Origin of the sequence: Micromonospora sp. NPDC005197 (assembly GCF_040608295.1) — a bacterium.
GTDB lineage: Bacteria > Actinomycetota > Actinomycetes > Mycobacteriales > Micromonosporaceae > Micromonospora.
In genome coordinates this window covers 99,476-119,455 of record NZ_JBEXHY010000006.1, presented here as the reverse complement: position 1 = coordinate 119,455, position 19,980 = coordinate 99,476, and the positions used below count along the sequence as shown (strand labels likewise).

Sequence of the window (19,980 nt, the reverse complement as noted above, 5' to 3'; positions counted from 1 at the left end):
GTCCCGAGCGTCAGTCGCGGTCGGTTGGTCCGGCGGACTGGCGGGGGGCGAAGCCGACGGTGACCACCAGGTCGGCGACGCGCAGGGTGCGCCAGAGGATGGTGCCGTCCACCGGAGTGCCCAGGCCGTGCCGGCGCCACCAGGTCGCGATCGGCACGTCGGCCAACTTGCAGCAGCACTCGGCCCGGGTCCACCGGGCCCAGAAGTCACCCGCGCCGAAGCGCCGGGCCAGTGCCGGGGGCACCGGGGCGTCGGCGCGCTCCGCGTCGATGGCCGCGCGCCAGCCCGGCACGAGCGGGCCGTACCAGCCGACGCAGCGTCCGTCGTCGAGATGACTGCGGGTCGTCGCGTCGGCCAGCTCGGCGGGCGTACCGATCCGTAGATGCCGTTCGGCGCTGGCGAGCAGTCCCGGCACCGGGCGTGCCGTCCCGGACGACGGCGGCGGCGCGGCCGGGCCAACGTCGACCGGGCCAGCGTCGACCGGGCCAGCGTCGACCGGGCCGGGCGCCGGCGGCAGTACCGGCCGCAGGTCAGATGGAGGCGGCACCGTCTACCACGATGACCTGGCCGTTGATGTTGGTGTGTTCACGCAGCAGCATCCGCACCACCGGTACGACCTCCACCGGCTCGGTCAGGTGGCCGGACGGGGTGCGGCGCACGATCTGGTCGAGCTGCGTCGGGCCGAGCACGGCGGACATCTCCGAGGCGAAGAAGCCGGGCGCGACCGCGTTGACCAGCATCCGGCCACCGAGCTCCCGGGCGAGCGAGCGGGTGGCGGCGTCCATGCCGCCCTTGGTGGCCGAGTACGCGACCAGGCCCGGAAAGCCGCGCTGCGCGCAGATCGAGGTGATGTTGACGATCCGCCCCCGCAGGCCCTTGCCGAGCATCCGGCGGATCACCAACCGGGTCAGTTGCAGGGGCGCGGTCAGGTTGGTCTCGATGATCCGGGCGATGTCGTCGGTGGCGGTGTGCACGTGCAGGGAGTCCTGCCCGACGGCGGCGTTGTTGACGATGCCGTCGATCGGGCCGAGACGCTGCTCCACCTCGCGGACGAAGCCCTGGGCGGCACGCAGGTCGGTGACGTCGACCGAGCCGACGTGCACCCGGTCGGGGTGCTCGGCGGCGAGCTTCTCCAGCTCCGGGGTGACGGTACGGGCGAACGCGGCCACCCGTACGCCCGCGTCGAGCAGGTCGGTGACGATGGCCAGGCCCAGCCCTCGGGAACCGCCGGAGACGAGGACCACTGAGCTGGGGGGAACGAGCTGGGTGTCGGCGGGGTCAGACATCGCTCTTCAGGGTCTCCTTGACGGGAATCTCGGACAGCACGCGGATCCTGCGGGGTACCGCGTGCTCGGGCAGCCGGTCGGCACACCAGCGGACCAGCGCCGCCTCGTCCGGCACGCTGACGGAAGGGTCGGCCGGGTTGGCGAGGCCGTCGGCGACGGCCGGGGTGAGGACCACGTCGGCGACCACCATCCGCCCGAGCACGGGGGCCCGGCGGCCGGTGACCCGGGCCCAGGCCACGTTCGGATGCCCGGTCAGCACGCCGCGGACCACACCGGCGGAGACCTTGCTGCCGCCGACGTTGATCTCGTCGGAGTCCAGTCGGCCGGTGATCAGCACCCGCCCGTCGACCACCTGCACCCGGTCCCCGGTGCGGACCGGGCCGGCCAACCCGGCCCCGTGGTACGGCGAGGTGACGACCAGCTCGTCGTCGTGGACGGAGAGGGTGGGTCGGCCCGCGGTTTCCCGGTCCAGCCACTCGACCGGGAACCCGGCCCGCCCGTCGTGCACCACGATGGACGCTCCGACCTCCGAGGACGCGTAGATCCAGGAGATCCGGGCGGCGGGAAAGACGTCCCGCAGCTGGTCCAGGATCGCCTGGTCCACCGGCTCCCCGCCCAGGGTGAGCTGGCGCAGCGGCACCCGGGCCAGCGCGGCGGCGTCCCGGTAGAGGGTGCGCCGCCAGAAGGTCGGCGTGCCGGACGCGGCGTCGACCCCGTGCGCGGCCGCGACCGCCGGCCAGTCGTCCAGCTCGTCCGGCTCGACCACCACCAGGTGCTGACCGGGCTGGGTCAGCGACAGGGTCACCACCTGCCACCAGGCGTACGTGCCGGGGGCGTAGGGGCACAGCCAGGTCCGGTCGGGCTGGTCGGCCCGCACGGTGGTCAGCGTGTCGAGGGTGTGGCCGACCCGCTTGGGGCGGCCCGTCGACCCGGAGGTGAGCAGCCACAGCCGGCCGGGCTCGGCGGCCCGAGGGTGGGTCGGCATGCTCGGATGCGCGCCGTCGTCGTCGAGGACGGCGACGGTGAACCCGGCGTCCAGCAGCTCGGCGCGCATCGTCGCGTCGACCCGACTCGCGGTGCTGAGCAGCAGCTCGGTGCCGTGCACGGCGTGCTGCCGCGCGGCGGCGAGCGCGTGCCCGGCGGAGTGCGCCAGCACCGCGGCGGGGTCGGGCAGCGTCGGCGTCGGCAACGTCCGCCAGGTCAGCGGGGCGCCGCCGACGACGAGGCGGTTGTCGACGCCGGCCGGCTCTGAGCCCGCGGCGGCCGGACGGGGTGTCGCGACGGTCACTGCTGCTGGAGCTCGACGAGGAAGTCGAGGACGTCGCCGACGGTGGCGATGCGGCGCAGGCCAGGGGCGTCGAAGTTGAGCTCCTCCCCCGTCTCGTCCTCCACCCGCAGGGCCAGCTCGGAGAAGTCCAGTGACCGGAAGCCGATGTCCCGCAGCTGCGCCGCGTCGTCGGCGGGCAGCTCCTTGTCCTGGTTCTTCAGCACTTGAGCCATGAGGTCGCGGATCTGCGCGCGACTCAATTCGTTCATGCGCCGGAGTCTACAACCCAGCGAATGGATAACTGCTTTCCCGGTAGGCCCGGGTAAGGTGCTCCGACCGGACGTGAACAGACAGGAAAGCGAGAGCACGTGCTGCGCGAAGCGACGGCGGACGACGTTCATCTGATGTTGTCCTGGCGTAATCAGGAAACCAACCGTCAGGTCAGCAAGACCAGCCACGAAATCACCGCCGAGGAGCACGCCCGGTGGTGGTCGGCGGTGCGCGACGACCCGACGCGGCGGGTGCTGGTGTACGTCCGCGACGACAGGCCCTGCGGCGTGGTCACCTTCTTCGACCTGCGGCTGGACGGCCCTCGTACCGGCGCGTGGGGCTTCTATCTGGACGCTGACGGGCTGGCCGAGCGGGGCGAGACGCTGCCGGCCTGGCTCGGGGTCATGTCCGAGGCAGTGGAGTACGCCTTCGACGGGCTGCACCTGGCGCGGCTCGACGGGGAGGTGCTGGAACACAACACCGTGGTGCGGCAGATGAACCGGCGTTTCCGATTCGTCGAGGGCACACCGCGACAGGAACTGTCCGAGGGTCGGGAAATCACCGTCATCCCGATTTCGTTGGCGCGCGAGGACCGCCGCCAGCGCTGATTGTCGGCGCAATTTCCGGACCGGCCCGACACTATTAACCGCCCGTCCGCCCGGTGGACATCCGCCGTTCACGAAACCCGATGTCCACCGGGGCGGAAGGGGTCCACGGGTCAGATTCGGCGCCAGGCCGCCCAGTGCTGCTGCGCGTTGCCGCCGAGCCGGACGAAGCCGTACTTCGCGCCGTCCCAGTCGTCCGGTTGGCCGGGCGCCCAGCGGGTGAACACCACCTGCGCGGCCGCGGGCGGCTGCTCGCGGAACCACCGCACATCGGTCCAGGTCACCTGGTGGCTGAGATTGAACCGCAGGATGTAGTGCACGCCGGTGGAGGCCCAGACGCGCTCGCCGGGGCGTACCCCGACGTCGGCGACCCGGGGGGTCGGCGCGGTGCTCGCCGCCATCGGCCGCACCAGCCGCTGGTCGATCACCTGCATGGTGACGAGGTTGACCACGACCAGGGCGCCGAGCACCGGCAACCGCAGCCGGGGCACCCGGACCGCGGCCACGAGCAGCACGCACGCGCCGATGCCGAGCAGCGACCCGACCACCGGGCGCATCTCCCGCCAGCCGCCGGTCAACGCCATCAGGTCCGGTGCCCCGAAGCCGCCGTAGCGCAGCGAGTGCCCCCGGCTGGCCACGTACGCGAGGCGGACGGCGACCAACGCGCCACCGGCGACCAGCAGGCCCACCGCGACCGCCGCCCGGCGCAGCACCACCCGACGCTCCGCGGTGAGCAGCACGCCGAGCCCGACCAGGAGCCAGAACGGGGCCAGCATCTGCACGTAGCGGCCGTAGATCGCGTCCAGCGGCTTGCCGGTGATCCCGGCGAGGATCACCGACGCGCCGCCGGCCACCCCGACAGTGACCACCACCGCCACACCCATCGTCCAGCGGATGGCGTCGCCGTGGCGCGGGCGCCACAGTTCCCGGACGGCGGCGGCCCAGGCGACCCCGGCCAGGCCGAACGTGATCACCACGAGGTACCAGAGCTGGGTGGTGACGGCCGCCGCGACGCGGACCACCCCCTGCCCCGAGGCGACCGCGGCGACCGTGCCGCCGCCCGGGGTGCTGCCCAACAGGTAGACCTTGTCGCCGAGGACGTGGATGCCGGCCTCGTTGACCAGCGCCATGGCCAACACCGGCAGCAGCGCCGCGAGCACCGCGACGGCGGTGATCCGGCGGCGGACGAACAGCAGCAGGACCAGCCCGGCGTGCACCGCCACGATCACCAGGCCGCGCGAGTGCAGCAGGTGGAACGCGCCCACCAGCAGGCCGACGGTGGCCGCGGCGAGCGGGCCGGGACGCTCGATCCAACGGTGTACGGCGAGCAGCCAGGCGACCACCAGCGGCGCCATCACCGTGTCGATCATGGCGACACCGGCGTAGAAGGCGGTGGCCGGCAGCGTGGCCGCCACCACCGCCGCGAGCAGCGCGGACGCGCGGGGCAGTCGGAGCACCCGCCGGCCGAGCAGGTACGCCAGTGGCAGCAGCGCCGAGTTGACCATCGCGTTGATCAGCTGGACCAGCCGGTAGCTGTCGGTGAAGTCCCGGTCGCCGAGGAACGCGGGCGAGATCAGCATCGGGTAGCCGACGCGGCGGAGCAGGTCGTTCTCGCTGCTGAACCCGCCCGGTCCACCAGCGAGGGCGCGGGCGGTGTTCAGATAGCTGTCCTCGTCGGTGTGGGCGATCGGCAGTGCGATGTGCCGCGACAGCCACATCCGCCAGGCGACGCTGAGCACCCAGCCGACGAACAGCAGCAGCGGCATCAGCCACCGGCGCGCGGGTGTCGCGGGCGGTGTCCCGGTCGGGACCGCGGGCCGTTCCATCACGTCGCTGCCGGATGTCATCAACGCCTCCTGAACTGCCGGCCGTGCCGGACGGGCGTGCCCACCGGTGGGCACGCCTACCGGCCGGTGACGCTCGGGGATGACCCGCTCGCACCGAGGCGGTGCGGATGTCGGGTGAACGCGGGAAACGACGGCGCGCAGAGGCTGCGGGTCGCTCGCGCGGCCACTGTAGCGGCCGTTTCCGGCCTGGTCAGCCCGCTTTCCGGACGGTTGGAAGTGTTCGCCCGCGCGCTGCTCGCCATTCACGACGGCAGGGGCAGCGGTTAACCCGCGAGCGCCGAGGCGTTAACCCGCCGGGGTTAGCGTCTCACCCCGGTCGGCCGGCCGAGGGCCGCCGGTTCATCCACGATCACGGGAGCACCAAATTGAGTGAGTTGAATGGATCGTCCATTCTGATCACCGGGGGAACGGGTTCCTTCGGCAGGACCTTCCTCCGGCACATCCTCACCGAGGCCGACCCCGCCCGGGTGGTGGTCTTCTCCCGCGACGAGCTCAAGCAGTACGAGCTGCGCCAGCAGCTCGGCGACGACCCGCGCCTGCGCTGGTTCATCGGCGACATCCGGGACCGGCACCGCCTCACCCGGGCGATGCACGGCGTGGACCACGTGGTGCACGCCGCCGCGCTCAAGCAGGTGGACACGGCGGAGTACAACCCGTCGGAGTTCATCGCCACCAACATCACCGGCTCGCAGCACGTGGTCGACGCCGCGATCGAGGCCGGCGTCAAGAAGGTCATCGCGCTCTCCACGGACAAGGCGTCCAGCCCGATCAACCTGTACGGCGCCACCAAGCTGGTCGGCGACAAGCTGTTCGTCTCGGCCAACCACTACGCCGCGCACCACCCGACCCGGTTCGCGGTCGTCCGCTACGGCAACGTGGTCGGCAGCCGCGGTTCGGTCGTCCCGCTGTTCCACCGGCTGGCCGCCGAGGGCAAGAGCCTGCCGATCACCGACAAGCGGATGACCCGGTTCTGGATCACCCTGGAGCAGGCCGTCCAGTTCGTCATGGACTCGTTCGACCAGATGCAGGGCGGCGAGCTGTTCGTGCCGCGCATTCCCAGCATGCGCATCCTCGACCTGGTCGAGGCCGTCGCGCCGGACGCCACCACCCACGAGATCGGCATCCGGCCCGGCGAGAAGCTGCACGAGGAGATGATCGCCCCGGACGACAGCCGGCGGACGCTGCGCGCCAAGGACCGCTACATCGTCCAGCCGACCATCGCCGGCTGGGGCTACCAGCCGCCGGTCGACTGCGAGCCCGTGCCGGACGGCTTCGCCTACCAGTCGGACACCAACGACGAGTGGCTCAGCGTGCAGCAGCTACGCGAGATGCTCGGCCTCACCGCATGACAGCGATGCTTCCGTACGGCCGACAGTCGATCAGCGAGGACGACATCGCGGCCGTCGCCGACGTGCTGCGCGGCGACTGGCTCACCACCGGGCCGCAGGTCGACGCGTTCGAGGCCGACCTCGCCAGGTGGACCGGCGGGGTCGGCGTCGCCAGCGTCTCCAACGGCACCGCGGCGCTGCACGTGGCGTACGCGGCCGCCGGGGTGGGACCGGGCGACGAGGTGGTGGTCCCGCCGATGACGTTCGTGGCGACCGCCAGCAGCGCCGTCGCCCTCGGCGCGACGATCGTGTTCGCCGACGTCGAGGACGAGACGTTCTGCCTGGACCCGGCCGCGGCCGCCGCGGCGGTCACCTCGCGTACCAAGGTCGTCTCCGCTGTCGACTACGCCGGCCACCCGGCCGACTACGACGCCCTGCGCACGTCGGTCGACGGCTCGGACGCGGTGCTGCTCGCCGACGCGGCGCACTCGATCGGCGGGGCGTACCACGGCCGTCCGGTGGGCTCGCTCGCCGACCTGACCACGTTCTCGTTCTTCCCCACGAAGAACCTGACCACCGCCGAGGGCGGCGCGGTCGCCGCGCTGGATCCGCGCATCCTGGAGCGGGCCCGCCGGTTCCGCGGCGTGGGCGTCGTCCGCGACCGCGCCGAGCTGCGCTTCGCCGACGAGGGTGGCTGGCACCAGGAGGTGCACGAGTTCGGGCTGAACTACCGCCTGCCGGACGTGCTGTGCGCCCTGGGCCGCAGCCAGCTCCGCCGGCTCGCCGCGTTCAAGGCCCGCCGGAGCGCACTGGTCGCCCGCTACGACGAGGCGCTGGCCGACCTGGACGGCGTGCTGCTGCCGACCCGCAAGTCGTGGGCCGACCCGGCCTGGCACCTCTACCCGATCCGGGTGCTCGACGGGCGTCGCCGCGAGGTGTACGACCGGATGCGGGCCGCCGGGATCGGCGTGCAGGTCAACTACCTGCCCGTGCACTGGCACCCCGCCTTCGCCGACCTGGGCTACCGGCGCGGATCGTGCCCGGTGGCCGAGTCGTTCTACACCCAGCAGCTGTCGCTGCCGCTGTACCCGGGACTCAGCGACGCCGACCAGGACCGCGTCATCGACGCGCTGGCCGTGGCCCTGCGGGCCGGCTCGGTGCGTACCGCCGCCTGATGGGAACCTGATGCACCACGCGAACCACTTCTACGGCCACGCCCACGTGCTGGCCCGCTACGCCGGCCTCGGCGACCGGCATCCCCCGCGAATCAACGGGTACGTGCAGCACGGCTGGAACATCGGCGACGGCCTGGCGCCGGGCCACCCGTACGCCGAGGGCACCCCGAGCCTGCTCTGGTCCGAGCAGACCCGCCGCCGGGCCTGGTCGGTGGGGCGGCGCAACGTCGTCGTGATCGGCGCCCCGTTCACCTACCTGCTGGCCATGCGGCCGGAGAACCCGCCGGCGCAGGAGCGGGAGGGCACCATCTGGTACCCGTTCCACGGCTGGGAGGGCCAGCACGTCAAGGGCGACCACCGGGAGCTGATCGCCCGCATCCGCGACACCGAGCCCGGCCTGGTCACGGTCTGCCTCTACTGGCACGAGTACGGCATGCGCCACGTCCGCCGGCTCTACGAACGCGCCGGGTTCCGGGTGATCTGCCACGGCTACCGGGGGCACTGGTGGAAGGACACCGACCCGGAGTTCCTCGACAAGCAGCTGACCGAGCTGCGCCGGCACCGGCGGGTAGCATCCAACCGGCTGACCAGCGCGATCTTCTACGGCATCGCGGCCGGCTGCGAACCGGCGGTCTACGGCGACCCGATGATCCTGTCCAACGAGGACCCGACCTTCGGCGGCACCGCCCGCATCCGGCGGCAGTGGCCGGAACTGCACGGCGCGACTGTCGACCTGCCCACCGCCGTCTCGATCGCCCGCGCGGAGCTGGGCACCGACCACCGCTGCACACCGCCCGAGCTGCGGGAGCTGCTCGGCTGGGCGAACCTTCCGGAAGAAGAAGAGGACGACAGTGACGACTGAGACGGCACCCGCCGGCCGGATCACCCTGCCGGGCGGCGAGATGCTGGCCTGGTCCGACCTGCCGAAGGAGCGGTTGGCCGACGGAGGGCCCCTCGCCGCGCTGGCCGCCCGGATCGTGCCGCCCGGCGCCCGGGTCCTGCTGGCCGGCCCGCACGACCCGGCGCTGCTCGTCCGGCTCGCCCACGCCGAGGTGACCTGCCTGCTGCGCAGCCACCCGGACGCGGTGGCGCTGGCTCAGCGGGCCGCCCGCGTGGTCGTGGGCGGCCCGGCCGGGCTGCCCGACGACGAGACGTACGACGTGGTGATCGCCGCCGCCGGACTGGACCCGGTGGAGTCGGTGGAGGGCACCCGGCTGGGCTGGGACGGTGTGCTGGCACGGCTGGTCGCGGCGGTACGCCCCGGCGGCGCGCTGCTGCTGCGCCTGGACAACCCGCTCGGGCTGCACCGGCTGGTGGCCACCACCCCCTGGTACGCCGCCCGCGACGACTCCGCCTGGGTGATCGGTGGCGTGCTGGACCAGGCGCACCCCGCCAACCGGGACCAACTGCGCGAGCGGCTCACCGGCGCCGGGCTGCGCTCGGTTGCCTGCTGGGCCGCGTACCCCGACGGCGCGACCGCGACGGCGCTGCTCGACGCCGACCAGCTCGACCGGGGCGCGGGCTGCGGGCTGTTCGACGCGGTGCTGCACGGCGCCTGCGCCGGGGCCTTCGGCACCGCGACCGTGCTCCAGGACCCGGCCCGGCTGGCGGTGGACGCCCTGCACGCCGGGCGTGCCGCCGATCTCGCGCCGGCCTGGCTGATGCTGGCCCGTCGACCGGGTGGGCCCACGGACGCCACCGTCGACGGGGACCTGCCGGTGGCGCTGGCGCAGACCGGGCAGTCCGGCCAGCCCGGGATCGGTGTGCTGGAGGTGCTCGACGGCCCGTCGGGCTGGCGGTGGAGCCACAGCGCCGGCACCGGCGCCGGAACGAGCACGCCGGCCGCGCCGTTCGCCAGCCGCGAAGCCGCGTACCGGGACCCGGCCGCACTGTCCGGGCCGGTGCCGACCGGGCGGCTGCTGCACACCCTGCTGCTCGACGCCGCGCTGCGCCGCGACCTGGCGACGCTGCGCACGCTGCTGCACGGGTACGCGGGCTGGCTCGCCGGCCAGGCCGACGCCGACGGCCGACTCGCCGGCGCGGCGGCGCTGGCCAGCACCGACAACATGGTGGTCAGCGGGGAACGGTACGCGGTGCTCGACCCGAGCTGGCGGGCCACCGACACGCTGCCCGGCGACGTGGTGCTGGCCCGCGGCCTGTGGCGCTTCGCGGCGGCCCTGCTCACCGGCGGGTACGCCCACCCGTGGTCGTCCACTCTCGACGTCGCGGGCCTGACCGTGGTGCTCGGCGGGCTCGCCGGCCACGACCTGGACCGGGCGACCGTGGCCGAGGCGGTGCAGGCCGAGGCGGCGATCGCGGCCACGCTGCACGGCCTGGACGCCAACGGCCGCGCGACCCTCGCCGCCGAGCTGCAGGCCGTCGAGCCGACCGACCCGCCGGTCGGCGCGCGCAGCTACCAGCAGCTGCGGGAGGCGTGGCTGCGGCAACGCGAGGAGATCAGCCGGCTCGCCGCCCTGACCCGATGGACCGACGAGCTGCTCACCTCCCGGGAGCGGGCGCTGCGCCGGGCCGAGGCGAAGATCGGCCTGCTCAGCGGGTCCATCAGTTACCGCGTCGGCCGGCTCGCCATCACCCCGGCCCGGCTGGCCAAGCGGGGTGCGCGTGCCGCCAAGCGGCGAGCGCGGGCGGCGCTCGCGCCGAGGCAGGAGGAGCAGCAGTGACCGGCGACGACAACGCGTCCGTGACGGCGAGCCGACCGGACCCGACGGCCGACACGGGAGCGGCCGTCGGGCCCCGGATCGTCGGGATCGTGCAGGCCCGGATGGGCTCGTCGCGGCTACCCGGCAAGGTGCTCCGCCCGCTCGCCGGGCGGTCCGTGCTGGGCCGCGTCGTCCGCGCCGCCCGCGACAGCGGCGTCCTCGCCGACCTGGTGGTCGCGACCAGCACGGACACCGTCGACGACGCGGTGGTCGACGAGTGCCGGCGGCTCGGCGTGCCGTGTCACCGCGGGCCGGTCGACGACGTGCTGGGCCGGTTCGTGGGCGCGCTCGCCGCACACCCCGGCGACGCGGTCATGCGGTTCACCGCCGACTGTCCGCTGCTCGACCCGGAGATCATCACGCTGGTCGCCTCGGTGTACCGGGCCGTGCCCGGCCTGGACTACGCGAGCACGTCGATCGCCCGGACCCTGCCCCGCGGGCTGGACGTCGAGATCATCCGCGCGGAGACCCTGCGGACCCTCGACCGGCTCGCCACCGGTCACCACCGGGTGCACGTCACCTCGTACGCGTACACCCATCCGGATCTGTTCCGGGTGCTCGGGGTGACCCTCACCCCGGACCGTTCGGCGCTGCGGCTGACCCTCGACACCGAGCAGGACTGGGCGCTGGTGAGCGCCGTCGCCGACCACTTCGGCGACGTCAGCGTGCCGCTGGCCAAGCTCGCCGACTGGCTCGACGGGCAGCCGCGGCTGCGCGCGCTCAACGCCGACGTACGCCAGAAGCGGCTGGAGGAGTCCTGAGCACGCTACGGGTCGGACTGCGCTGCGACGCCGGGCCGCGGCGCGGCGTCGGGCACCTCGTCCGCTGCCTGGCGCTCGCCGAGGAGTTCCTGGCCCGGGGCGCCCACGTCGCGGTGTTCGGCACTGTGGAACGGCTCGGCTGGGCCACCGCCGAACTGGCCGCGCGCGGCATCGGACTGCACCCCGGCCCCGAGTCGCCGGCCGAGCTGGTCGAGGCGGCCCGACGACACGACCTCGACGTGATGGTCGTCGACTCCTACGAGTTGGACCCGGCCGGCGCGGGTGCCCTGCGCGCGGCCGGGGTGTTCACCCTCGCCGTCATCGACGGGGACAGCCGGGGCCAGGACGCCGACCTCTACCTCGACCAGAACTTCGGGGCCCAGCTCCCGGCGCTGCCCGGGCGGTTGCTCGCCGGCAGCGGGTACGCCCTGCTGCGCGACTCGGTCGTGACCGCCCGTCCGGCGACGCCCCGGCCCGCCACGGCGGTCAGCAGGCCCCGGGTGCTGGCCTTCTTCGGCGGCACCGACGCGGTCGGCGCGGCCCCGGTGCTGACCCGGGTGCTGCTGGCCACCGGACACCCGATGGACCTCACGGTCGTCGTCGGCCGACCCGAGATCGAGGCCGAGCTGGAGACGATCACCCCCGGGCGGGGGCAGATCGTCCGTCCCGTCCCGCCCACCGGCTCGCTGCCGGCCCTGATCACCGGGGCCGACCTGGTGGTCAGCGCCGCTGGCACCTCCACCTGGGAACTGTGCTGCCTCGGCGCGCCCGCCGCGCTGGTCTGCGTGGTCGACAACCAACGCGAGTCGTACGCCCGGGTGGTCCAGCACGGTCTGGCCGCCGGCCTCGGCGAACTTCCGGAGCTGACCGGCGCCGGGGTGCCCGGGCGGGCCGCCCGGGCGACGGCGGCGCGGACCCTCAACGGGCTGCTCAGCTCGCCGCAGCGCCGCGCGACGCTGGCCGCGCGGGCCTGGTCCACGGTGGACGGCCGGGGCCGGGCGCGGGTCGTGGACGCGGTGTTCGACGCTGTACGCCCGGCCGCCGTCGCGGACTGACGACGCGCGTTCTCCCGCTTATGATCCGTCGACCAGGCGAACGGGGGACGCACGTGATCAGAGCGGTCTTCTTCGACGTCGGCGGGACGATTCTCGACGAGTCCCGCGAGTTCGCGGGCTGGGCGGACTGGTTCGGCGTTCCACGGCACACGCTCTCGGCGGTCCTCGGTGCCGTGATCGCCCGTGGCCAGGACTACCAGGACACGTTTCGGGCCTTCCGGCCCGACTTCGACCTCACCGCCGAGCTGGAACGTCGCGCCGCCGCCGGCGAACCCGAGTGGTTCGGCGAGGAGGATCTCTACCCCGACGCGCGCGGCTGCCTGACCGCGCTCAAGGAGCAGGGCCTGTTCGTCGGCCTGGCCGGCAACCAACCCGCCCACGCCGAGGCGCTCCTGCACGCCCTCGACCTTTCCGTGGACATGATCGGCACCTCGACCGGTTGGGGCGTGGCGAAACCGTTACCGGCCTTCTTCGACCGGGTCGTCCGGGCGGGCGGTGGCGACGCGTCGTCGATCCTGTACGTCGGCGACCGGCCCGACAACGACGTACGCCCGGCCGTCGAGGCCGGCATGAAGACGTGCCTGATCCGGCGCGGCCCGTGGGGGCACATCCTCGACATGCCGGCCGTGGCCGAGCAGTGCCTGTTCCGCATCGACGCGCTGGACGACCTTCCGGACCTGGTGGCCAAGCACAACGCGGCAGCAGCGGCCTAGCACGGGTGTACGAAAGTGCTGCTAGGGTGGCTGCATGACGCAGGCCGCCTACCAGCCGTCGATGCTCGACCTGACCGACACGGAGCCGACCCTGGGGCCCCTGCCCGGCCAGCTCCGGCGGCACCAGCTCAGCCGGGGCGCCTGGGTCGACCACCTCCCCGGCTGGGTGCGCGGCTCCGACGCGGTCCTCGACACCCTGCTCGCCGAGGTGCCGTGGCGCGCGGAGCGACGCACCATGTACGACAGCGAGGTCGACGTGCCCCGCCTGCTCTGCTGGTACGGCGTCGACCGGCAACTGCCGCACCCCGTGCTCACCTCGGCGCGGACGGCGCTGACCCGGCACTACACGCCCGAGCTGGGCGAGCCGTTCGTCACCGCCGGCATGTGTCTCTACCGCTCCGGCCGGGACAGCGTCGCCTGGCACGGCGACACCATCGGCCGCTCCGCGCACAGCGACACCGTCGTCGCGATCGTCTCGTTCGGGTCACCTCGGCCGCTGCTGCTGCGCCCGCGCGGCGGTGGCGACAGCCTGCGGTTCCCGGTGGGCCACGGCGACCTGATCGTGATGGGCGGCTCCTGCCAGCGCACCTGGGAACACGCCATCCCCAAGACCACCCGCCCGGTAGGCCCGAGGGTGAGCGTCCAGTTCCGCCCGTTCAACGTCGCCTAACCCCACCCCACCCCACCCCACCCCACCCCACCCCCGGGTTGATCATGAAGTTATTGCCACCGCCATCGGCGTGTCGCGGCAATAACTTCATGATCAACGAGTTGGGGGTGGGGTTAGTCGCGTTCGATGAGGTGGCCTACCACCGTTGGGCCCAGCATCACGGCGAAGCCGCTGCCGTCGCGGCGGGGGTCGGCTGCCGGCAGCTCCACCGGTTCGCCGGTGCCGGTCGCGCCGACCGGGCGCGGCCCCACCCAGGCGACGGCGACGTCGGTCTCGTCCTTGAGGAAGCGGTGCGCGCGGACGCCGCCGGTCGCCCGGCCCTTCGCGGGGTACGCCTTGAACGGCGTCACCTTGACCGTCGCCCCGGTGGACGTGACGACCATCGGCTCGCCGTGCCCCGCGTCGTCGGTGCGTACCGCGCCGAAGAACACCACCCGGGCCCCGGCCGGCAGGTTGATGCCGGCCATCCCGCCGCCCTTGAGGCCCTGCGGGCGCACCAGCCCGGCGGCGAAACGCAGCAACGACGCCTCCGAGGTGACGAAGGTGAGCGTCTCGGCGCCGTCGGTCAGCCAGGTCGCCCCGACCACCTCGTCACCGTCGCGCAGGCCGATCACGTCGAACTCGTCGGACCGCACCGGCCACTCCGGCGCGCACACCTTCACCACGCCCTGTCGGGTGCCCAGCGCCAGCCCGGGTGAGGTGTCCGCCGCACCGCCGAGCGGCGCCAGACCGACCACGGTCTCCCCCGCCTCCAGCGGCACCAGCTCGGCGGCGGACATGCCGCCGCGCAGCGACACCGTGCCGGCCTGCTCGGGCAGCACCGGCAGCGGCAGTACGTCGATCTTGAAGGCGCGACCCGCGCTGGTGACCAGCAGCACCCGACCACGGGCGGTGGAGTGCACGATCGCGCGTACGGTGTCGTGCTTGACCCGGCCGTTGCGCCGGCGCCCCTCGGCGCTCTCCTCCGACTCGGCCGCGGTCCGGGCGACCAGCCCGGTCGCGGAGAGGATGACCTGGCACGGGTCGTCGGCAACCTCCAGCGGGCCGGCCGGCGCGGACGCCGCGAGCACCTCCTTGAGGTCGCCGTCGACGAGCGTCGTCCGCCGTTCGGTGCCGAACTGCTTGACCACGGCCGCCAGCTCGTCGGAGACCAGCTTCTTGAGCACCCGCTCGTCGTCCAGGATCGTGGACAGCTCGGTGATCTCGGCGCGCAGCCGCTCCTGCTCCGCCTCCAGCTCGATCCGGTCGTACTTGGTCAGGCGGCGCAGCGGAGTGTCCAGGATGTAGGTCGCCTGGATGTCGGAGAGGCCGAACTGACTCATCAGCCCGTCCTTGGCAGCCTGCGCGTCGTCGCTGCCGCGGATCAACCGGACCACCCGGTCGATGTCCAGCAGAGCGATCAGCAGGCCGTCGACCAGGTGCAGCCGCTCCTCGCGCTTACGGCGGCGGTACGAGCTGCGCCGGGTGACCACGTCGTACCGGTGGGCCAGGAAGACCTCCAGCAGCGCCTTCAACCCGAGGGTACGGGGCTGGCCGTCGACCAGCACCAGGTTGTTGACACCGAAGGACTGCTCCAGCGGGGTCAACCGGTAGAGGTCGGCGAGCAGCGCCTGCGGGTTGACCCCCACCTTGCACTCGACGACCAACCGGGTGCCGCTCTCCCGGTCGGTGAGGTCCTTGACGTCCGCGATGCCGGTCAGCCGCTTGGTCTTGGTGACCTCATTGGTGATCGCCGCGATGACCTTCTCCGCGCCGACGCCGTAGGGCAACTCGACGACGGTGATCGCCTGGCGGCCCCGGCTGCCCTCGATCGGGCCGATCTCCACCTTGCCGCGCATCCGCACCACGCCGCGCCCCGTCTCGTACGCGCGGCGCACCTCGTCCAGGCCGAGCAGCACGCCTCCGGTAGGCAGGTCGGGGCCGGGAACGAACTCCATGAGTTTGTCCAGGGTGGCGTCCGGGTGGTTGATCAGCCAGCGGGCCGCCGAGACGACCTCGGCGAGGTTGTGCGGGATCATGTTGGTGGCCATCCCGACCGCGATCCCGGACGCGCCGTTGACCAGCAGATTGGGGAAGGCGGCCGGCAGCACGGTGGGCTGCGTCAACGACCCGTCGTAGTTGGGCTCGACGTCGACGGTGTCCTCGCCCAGCTCCCCGACGAGCAGCATCGCCTCGCGGGACATCCGCGCTTCTGTATATCTTGAGGCAGCCGGACCGTCGTCTTGGGATCCAAAGTTGCCGTGGCCGTCGATGAGCGGCACGTTGAGCGAGAAGTCCTGCGCGAGGCGGACCATCGCGTCGTAGATCGCCGTGTCACCGTGGGGGTGGTACTTACCCATGCAGTTGTGCACCACGTAGCCCTCAGCAACGAAGGCGTGTTCGTCACTGCCCACCTGGATGTCGTACGTGACGTCGGGCGGCACCACCTCGACCGAGGTGACCCGCAGAAAAGCACTACCGACCAGCGCATCCAGCCGAGCGGCGAGCGGCGAGCCGAGCCGGTGGAGTTTCTGGACCCAGCCGTCCCGGGCCGCCCGCTCCAACTGGAACGACCGCTCGGCGAGCGGATTGCCGTTGCGGTCCTTGCCATACCGCACCTTCGGGCCGCCGCTTGCCGAGAGCGAGGCACGAAACGCCTGTCCGGCCTGATCCCGAAACCATCCGCCACCCTGATGCGCTGCGGTGAGCTCCGCCATCACCGGGCCGTACGGCAACCGGTCATTGCCTTGTTTGCCGCTATACCGATAGTCGATGTTCGCAACCCGTTGCAGGCCATCGTGCTTGTAGCCGATTCGCACCCACGGCAGGAACATCCGGGCGAGATCAGCGGCGTCACGTCCGGATACGGAGAGCCCGTGAAGCGGGTGTCCATCAGAATGACGACCGCTGGTCCAGTAGTGCCCGTGTAGACCTAGGTCGGCGAGCATGGCGTATATCTGCCGCACCAGTAGCTTGCTGGTGCTGACGAAAACCATCTCTCGGAACCGCTTGCGGACGTAGCCGTCGCCATCGAAGAAGCCAGCGAGGAACGGCGCCCACGCCGATCGGTTGCCCAGGATGTCGCGCGGCACGTGCTTGTCACGGCTGAGCGGCTCAGTAACCTCCAACAGCCCTTGGTTACGGCTGAAAGTCAAAATGTGCTGGTCGCGATGACGGGGGTTGGCAGCCTCACGCTTTCCGCGGGAGACGTTCAATCCACTGGCGATAGCCCAGCCATGAGCGACATCAAGCGGCTCGATGTCACACATGTGGATGCGGACCCGGCCGTCCGCTGTGCGGTTCCGGTCGACCGGGAAACCCTCGGCTACCAGCAGCCCGCGCACGTAGTCGTAGACGTCGCCAGGATGCGGCGACACCTCGGTACGGCGGCTCCCATAGGCCAGCGCAAGGCGTCCCGCAAGGTCCCGAGCCTCGACCCACTGCACGGAGAGGTCATCCGCGACCACCCGGAAACGTTGGCCCGGGGTGACGAGCATCGTGTGCCCATTGCTCCAGGTGACGCGAACGAGGTCAGAATTCGGATTACGAAAGACGGTGGTAACCGGGACCGACGCGCCCTCGCCGTCCAGCACGAGGTCTCCGACCTCGATCTCCTCGATTGGCCGCAGGCCATCGGGCGTGGAGACCAGTGTGCCGGCGACGAAGCAGTCGCCGACGATGCGTGCGGACTTCACATGCCCTCGGTCGGGGCGGTAGCCCTGCTCGTACATCGACCAGAGGATGCGCCGGTGCACGGGCTTGAGGCCGTCGCGCGCGTCGGGCAGGGCGCGGGAGTGGATGACCGAGAACGCGTACTCCAGGTAGGAGTCGGAGACCTCGGTGACCAGCGGGTTGTCGAAGACCCGCGCGCCGGCCTGGTCGAACGAGGAGAGGTCGACCTTGTTTTCCTTACGGCGTGCCATGACTCAGCTTTCCCCTCGGACGGCAGCGGCGCTCATGCCGTCGCTCCGCTTCGCTGCGCGACGCCCTGAGGCACCGTCGCACTGTTCCGAATATTCGCTCGCTGCCGCTCGCTCATGCGTCGATCGCATCGCGGTCGACGCGGTCGGCCGAGTCGATGAGCCAGTTGCGGCGCGGCTCGACCTTCTCCCCCATCAGCAGTTCGAGGATGCGCTCGGCGGCGTCCACGTCGTCCAGGGTGATCCGGCGGACGGCGCGGGTGGCGGGGTTCATCGTGGTGTCCCACAGCTCGTCGGCGTCCATCTCACCGAGGCCCTTGAAGCGTGGGATGGGCGTGACGATCTGCTTGCCGGCCTTCTCCAGCTTGCGAACCGTCGCCTCCATCTCGGCCTGGGTGTAGGTGTAGACGGTCTGCGGGTTGCGCCCCTTGGTGGTGATCTTGTGCAGGGGCGGCATGGCGGCGTAGAGCCGACCGGCCTCGATCAACGGCCGCATGTACCGGGCGAAGAGGGTGATCAGCAGCGTACGGATGTGCGCGCCGTCCACGTCGGCGTCGGCCATGATCAGCACCCGGCCGTAGCGCAGCGCGGCGAGGTCGAACGTCCGCCCCGAGCCGGCCCCGAGCACCTGGACGATGGCGGCGCACTCGGCATTGTCCAGAACCTGCTGGAGGTTGGCCTTCTGCACGTTGAGGATCTTGCCCCGGATCGGCAGCAGCGCCTGGTACTCCGAGGAGCGGGCCATGCGGCTCGTGCCGAGGGCGCTGTCGCCTTCCACGATGAACAGCTCGCTGCGGTCGATCCCGGTGGCGCGGCAGTCGACCAGCTTCGGCGGCATGGACGCGCCCTCCAGGGCGGTCTTGCGCCGGGCGGCGTCCTTCTGCTGCTTCTGGGTGAGCCGCACCCGCGCCGCGTCGACGATCTTCTGCAGGACGACGCGCGCCTCGGCCTTGGTGCGCCGGTCCTCCAGCCAGGCCTTGACGTGCGCGTCGACCAGGGTCTGGATGACCTTGGTGATGCCGGTCGTGGACAGCTCGTCCTTGGTCTGCGAGGTGAACTGCGGCTCGGGGATCCGCACGTGCACCACGGCGGTCATCCCCTCCAGGACGTCGTCCAGGGTGGGCGGCTCCTCCTTGGCCTTGAGCAGGCCGCGGGTGTTGCGGACGGCGTCGGCGAGGGTGCGGACGAGGGCCCGCTCGAAGCCCTTGCGGTGGGTGCCGCCGTGGGCGTTGCGAATGGTGTTGGTGAAGCATTCGACGGTGCGCTCGTAGCCGGTGCCCCACCGGAACGCCACCTCGACCTCGGCGCGACGCTGCACGTTGGACTGCATGACGCCGTTGGCGTCGGCGGCGTTCTCCCGGTACGTCCCCTCGCCGTTGACCAGGAGCATGCCGGAGACCGGCCGGTCGCCGGCCGGTGCGAGGAACTCGACCATGTCGCTGAGCCCGTTGGGGTAGTGGAACCGCTCCTCGGCGGGGGCCTCGCCGGTCAGGTCGCGCAGCAGGTACGTCACGCCGGGGACCAGGAACGCGGTGTTACGCAGCTTCATCCGCACGGCGTCGACGTCGAGCGCCGCGCCGGTCTCGAAGTAGCGGGCGTCGTGCCACCAGCGGATCGAGGTGCCGGTGCGCTGGCCGCGCTTCATCGCGCCGACCACCTGCAGGCCGGGGCCGGCGGTGAAGGGCGCGTCCGGCCCGTCGCCGTCGAAGATCCCCGGAACGCCGTGCCGGAACGACATCGCGTGGACCTTGCCGGCTCGGCGGACGGTCACGTCGAAGCGGCGGGACAGCGCGTTGACCGCCGAGGCGCCGACGCCGTGCAGGCCGCCGGAGGTCTTGTAGCCGGAGCCGCCGAACTTGCCGCCCGCGTGCAGCCGGGTCAGCACCAGCTCGACGCCGGAGATGCCGGACTTGGCGTGCACGTCGGTGGGGATGCCGCGGCCGTCGTCGTCGACCTGCACCGAGCCGTCGGCGTGCAGGATCACCTCGACGGTGGTGGCGTGACCGGCGACACCCTCGTCGGTGGAGTTGTCGAGGATCTCGTTGACGAGGTGACCCACGCCACGGCTGTCGGTGGAACCGATGTACATGCCGGGCCGCTTGCGGACGGCGTCCAGCCCCTCAAGGTGGGTGAGGTCATCGGCCCCGTACAGGGTGTCAGGCTCTGCGGTCAACTGGTCGTACTCCCCGGTCTCGGCGGTGTGGTGCCGCGTCCGAACTGTCGGTCGGCCGGCGCGCGCCGCAGCGAGCCTAACCGGCAGATGCGACACGACGACGGCACCCCGCAGTCGAGGCCCGCATCCTCGTTGCGGATGCGGGCCTCGACGCGGTGTGGTGTTGTCCGGTTTCGACGCCTCAGCCGCGCCGTGACCGGTTGGTGGTCGG

The 19,980-nt window shown here is 72.2% G+C and carries 16 protein-coding genes and 2 pseudogenes; 9 read left to right on the top strand and 9 right to left on the bottom strand.

Annotated features, from left to right (window positions below; all coding sequences use genetic code 11):
• Positions 1-10: 10 nt before the first annotated feature.
• Genes ABZU46_RS04745 through ABZU46_RS04730 form a run of 4 tightly spaced genes read right to left on the bottom strand, consistent with a single transcriptional unit; the run spans position 11 to position 2,822 of the window.
• Positions 11-547 carry a hypothetical protein gene (locus ABZU46_RS04745; protein WP_354855110.1) on the bottom strand — a complete coding sequence of 179 codons (537 nt, stop codon included), beginning with the start codon at positions 545-547 and terminating at the stop codon, positions 11-13.
• The gene (locus tag ABZU46_RS04740) at positions 531-1,286 is read right to left on the bottom strand and encodes an SDR family NAD(P)-dependent oxidoreductase (protein WP_354855109.1); all 756 of its coding nucleotides are present in this window, start codon (positions 1,284-1,286) and stop codon (positions 531-533) included. The genes ABZU46_RS04745 and ABZU46_RS04740 overlap by 17 nt, the downstream gene beginning before the upstream one ends.
• Positions 1,279-2,574: an AMP-binding protein gene (locus ABZU46_RS04735; protein ID WP_354855108.1), complete on the bottom strand. Its 1,296-nt coding sequence runs from the start codon at positions 2,572-2,574 to the stop codon at positions 1,279-1,281. The genes ABZU46_RS04740 and ABZU46_RS04735 overlap by 8 nt, the downstream gene beginning before the upstream one ends.
• Positions 2,571-2,822: an acyl carrier protein gene (locus tag ABZU46_RS04730; protein WP_354855107.1), complete on the bottom strand. Its 252-nt coding sequence runs from the start codon at positions 2,820-2,822 to the stop codon at positions 2,571-2,573. The genes ABZU46_RS04735 and ABZU46_RS04730 overlap by 4 nt, the downstream gene beginning before the upstream one ends.
• A gap of 99 nt (positions 2,823-2,921) precedes the next feature.
• Between ABZU46_RS04730 and ABZU46_RS04725 the strand changes: the two genes are divergently transcribed.
• Positions 2,922-3,431, top strand: a complete 510-nt coding sequence (locus ABZU46_RS04725) for a GNAT family N-acetyltransferase (protein WP_354855106.1) — start codon at positions 2,922-2,924, stop codon at positions 3,429-3,431.
• Positions 3,432-3,541: 110 nt separating this feature from the next.
• On the opposite strand, the gene ABZU46_RS04720 is transcribed toward ABZU46_RS04725, so the two are convergent.
• Positions 3,542-5,275 (bottom strand): hypothetical protein, encoded by a 1,734-nt coding sequence (locus ABZU46_RS04720; protein WP_354855105.1) that lies wholly within the window; start codon positions 5,273-5,275, stop codon positions 3,542-3,544.
• Positions 5,276-5,640: 365 nt separating this feature from the next.
• On the opposite strand from ABZU46_RS04720, the gene pseB reads away from it, so the two are divergent.
• The 8 genes from pseB to ABZU46_RS04680 all read left to right on the top strand — a co-directional run bounded on the left by pseB (position 5,641) and on the right by ABZU46_RS04680 (position 13,697).
• A complete protein-coding gene (gene pseB, locus ABZU46_RS04715) occupies positions 5,641-6,624 on the top strand; it encodes a UDP-N-acetylglucosamine 4,6-dehydratase (inverting) (protein ID WP_354855104.1) in 984 nt (327 codons plus the stop codon).
• Complete coding sequence (locus tag ABZU46_RS04710; protein WP_354855103.1) at positions 6,621-7,778, top strand: aminotransferase class I/II-fold pyridoxal phosphate-dependent enzyme; 1,158 nt, start codon at positions 6,621-6,623, stop codon at positions 7,776-7,778. The genes pseB and ABZU46_RS04710 overlap by 4 nt, the downstream gene beginning before the upstream one ends.
• Before the next feature lie 10 nt (positions 7,779-7,788).
• Positions 7,789-8,640 carry a hypothetical protein gene (locus tag ABZU46_RS04705; protein ID WP_354855102.1) on the top strand — a complete coding sequence of 284 codons (852 nt, stop codon included), beginning with the start codon at positions 7,789-7,791 and terminating at the stop codon, positions 8,638-8,640.
• Positions 8,630-10,459, top strand: a complete 1,830-nt coding sequence (locus ABZU46_RS04700) for a class I SAM-dependent methyltransferase (RefSeq protein ID WP_354855101.1) — start codon at positions 8,630-8,632, stop codon at positions 10,457-10,459. The genes ABZU46_RS04705 and ABZU46_RS04700 overlap by 11 nt, the downstream gene beginning before the upstream one ends.
• 77 nt (positions 10,460-10,536) lie before the next feature.
• Positions 10,537-11,259: a glycosyltransferase family protein gene (locus ABZU46_RS04695; protein ID WP_266251487.1), complete on the top strand. Its 723-nt coding sequence runs from the start codon at positions 10,537-10,539 to the stop codon at positions 11,257-11,259.
• Entirely contained in the window at positions 11,256-12,314 is a 1,059-nt protein-coding gene (locus ABZU46_RS04690) for a spore coat protein (RefSeq protein WP_354855121.1), read from the top strand. The genes ABZU46_RS04695 and ABZU46_RS04690 overlap by 4 nt, the downstream gene beginning before the upstream one ends.
• Positions 12,315-12,367: 53 nt before the next feature.
• Positions 12,368-13,027: an HAD family hydrolase gene (locus ABZU46_RS04685; protein ID WP_354855100.1), complete on the top strand. Its 660-nt coding sequence runs from the start codon at positions 12,368-12,370 to the stop codon at positions 13,025-13,027.
• A gap of 34 nt (positions 13,028-13,061) precedes the next feature.
• The gene (locus ABZU46_RS04680; RefSeq protein ID WP_354855099.1) at positions 13,062-13,697 is read left to right on the top strand and encodes an alpha-ketoglutarate-dependent dioxygenase AlkB; all 636 of its coding nucleotides are present in this window, start codon (positions 13,062-13,064) and stop codon (positions 13,695-13,697) included.
• A 113-nt stretch (positions 13,698-13,810) separates the two neighbouring features.
• Here the strand turns inward: ABZU46_RS04680 and ABZU46_RS04675 are convergent, their stop codons facing one another.
• The 4 genes and pseudogenes from ABZU46_RS04675 to ABZU46_RS04660 all read right to left on the bottom strand — a co-directional run bounded on the left by ABZU46_RS04675 (position 13,811) and on the right by ABZU46_RS04660 (position 19,769).
• Positions 13,811-16,393, bottom strand: coding sequence for a DNA topoisomerase (ATP-hydrolyzing) (locus ABZU46_RS04675; RefSeq protein WP_354855120.1), 2,583 nt, complete (start codon positions 16,391-16,393; stop codon positions 13,811-13,813).
• Between the two features lie 144 nt (positions 16,394-16,537).
• Positions 16,538-17,371, bottom strand: a pseudogene (locus ABZU46_RS04670) (LAGLIDADG family homing endonuclease); the annotation flags it as partial.
• A pseudogene (locus tag ABZU46_RS04665) lies at positions 17,345-17,599 on the bottom strand (DNA gyrase subunit A); the annotation flags it as partial. The pseudogenes ABZU46_RS04665 and ABZU46_RS04670, both read right to left, overlap by 27 nt.
• 112 nt (positions 17,600-17,711) lie before the next feature.
• Positions 17,712-19,769: a DNA topoisomerase IV subunit B gene (locus tag ABZU46_RS04660; RefSeq protein ID WP_354855098.1), complete on the bottom strand. Its 2,058-nt coding sequence runs from the start codon at positions 19,767-19,769 to the stop codon at positions 17,712-17,714.
• Positions 19,770-19,980: the final 211 nt, after the last annotated feature.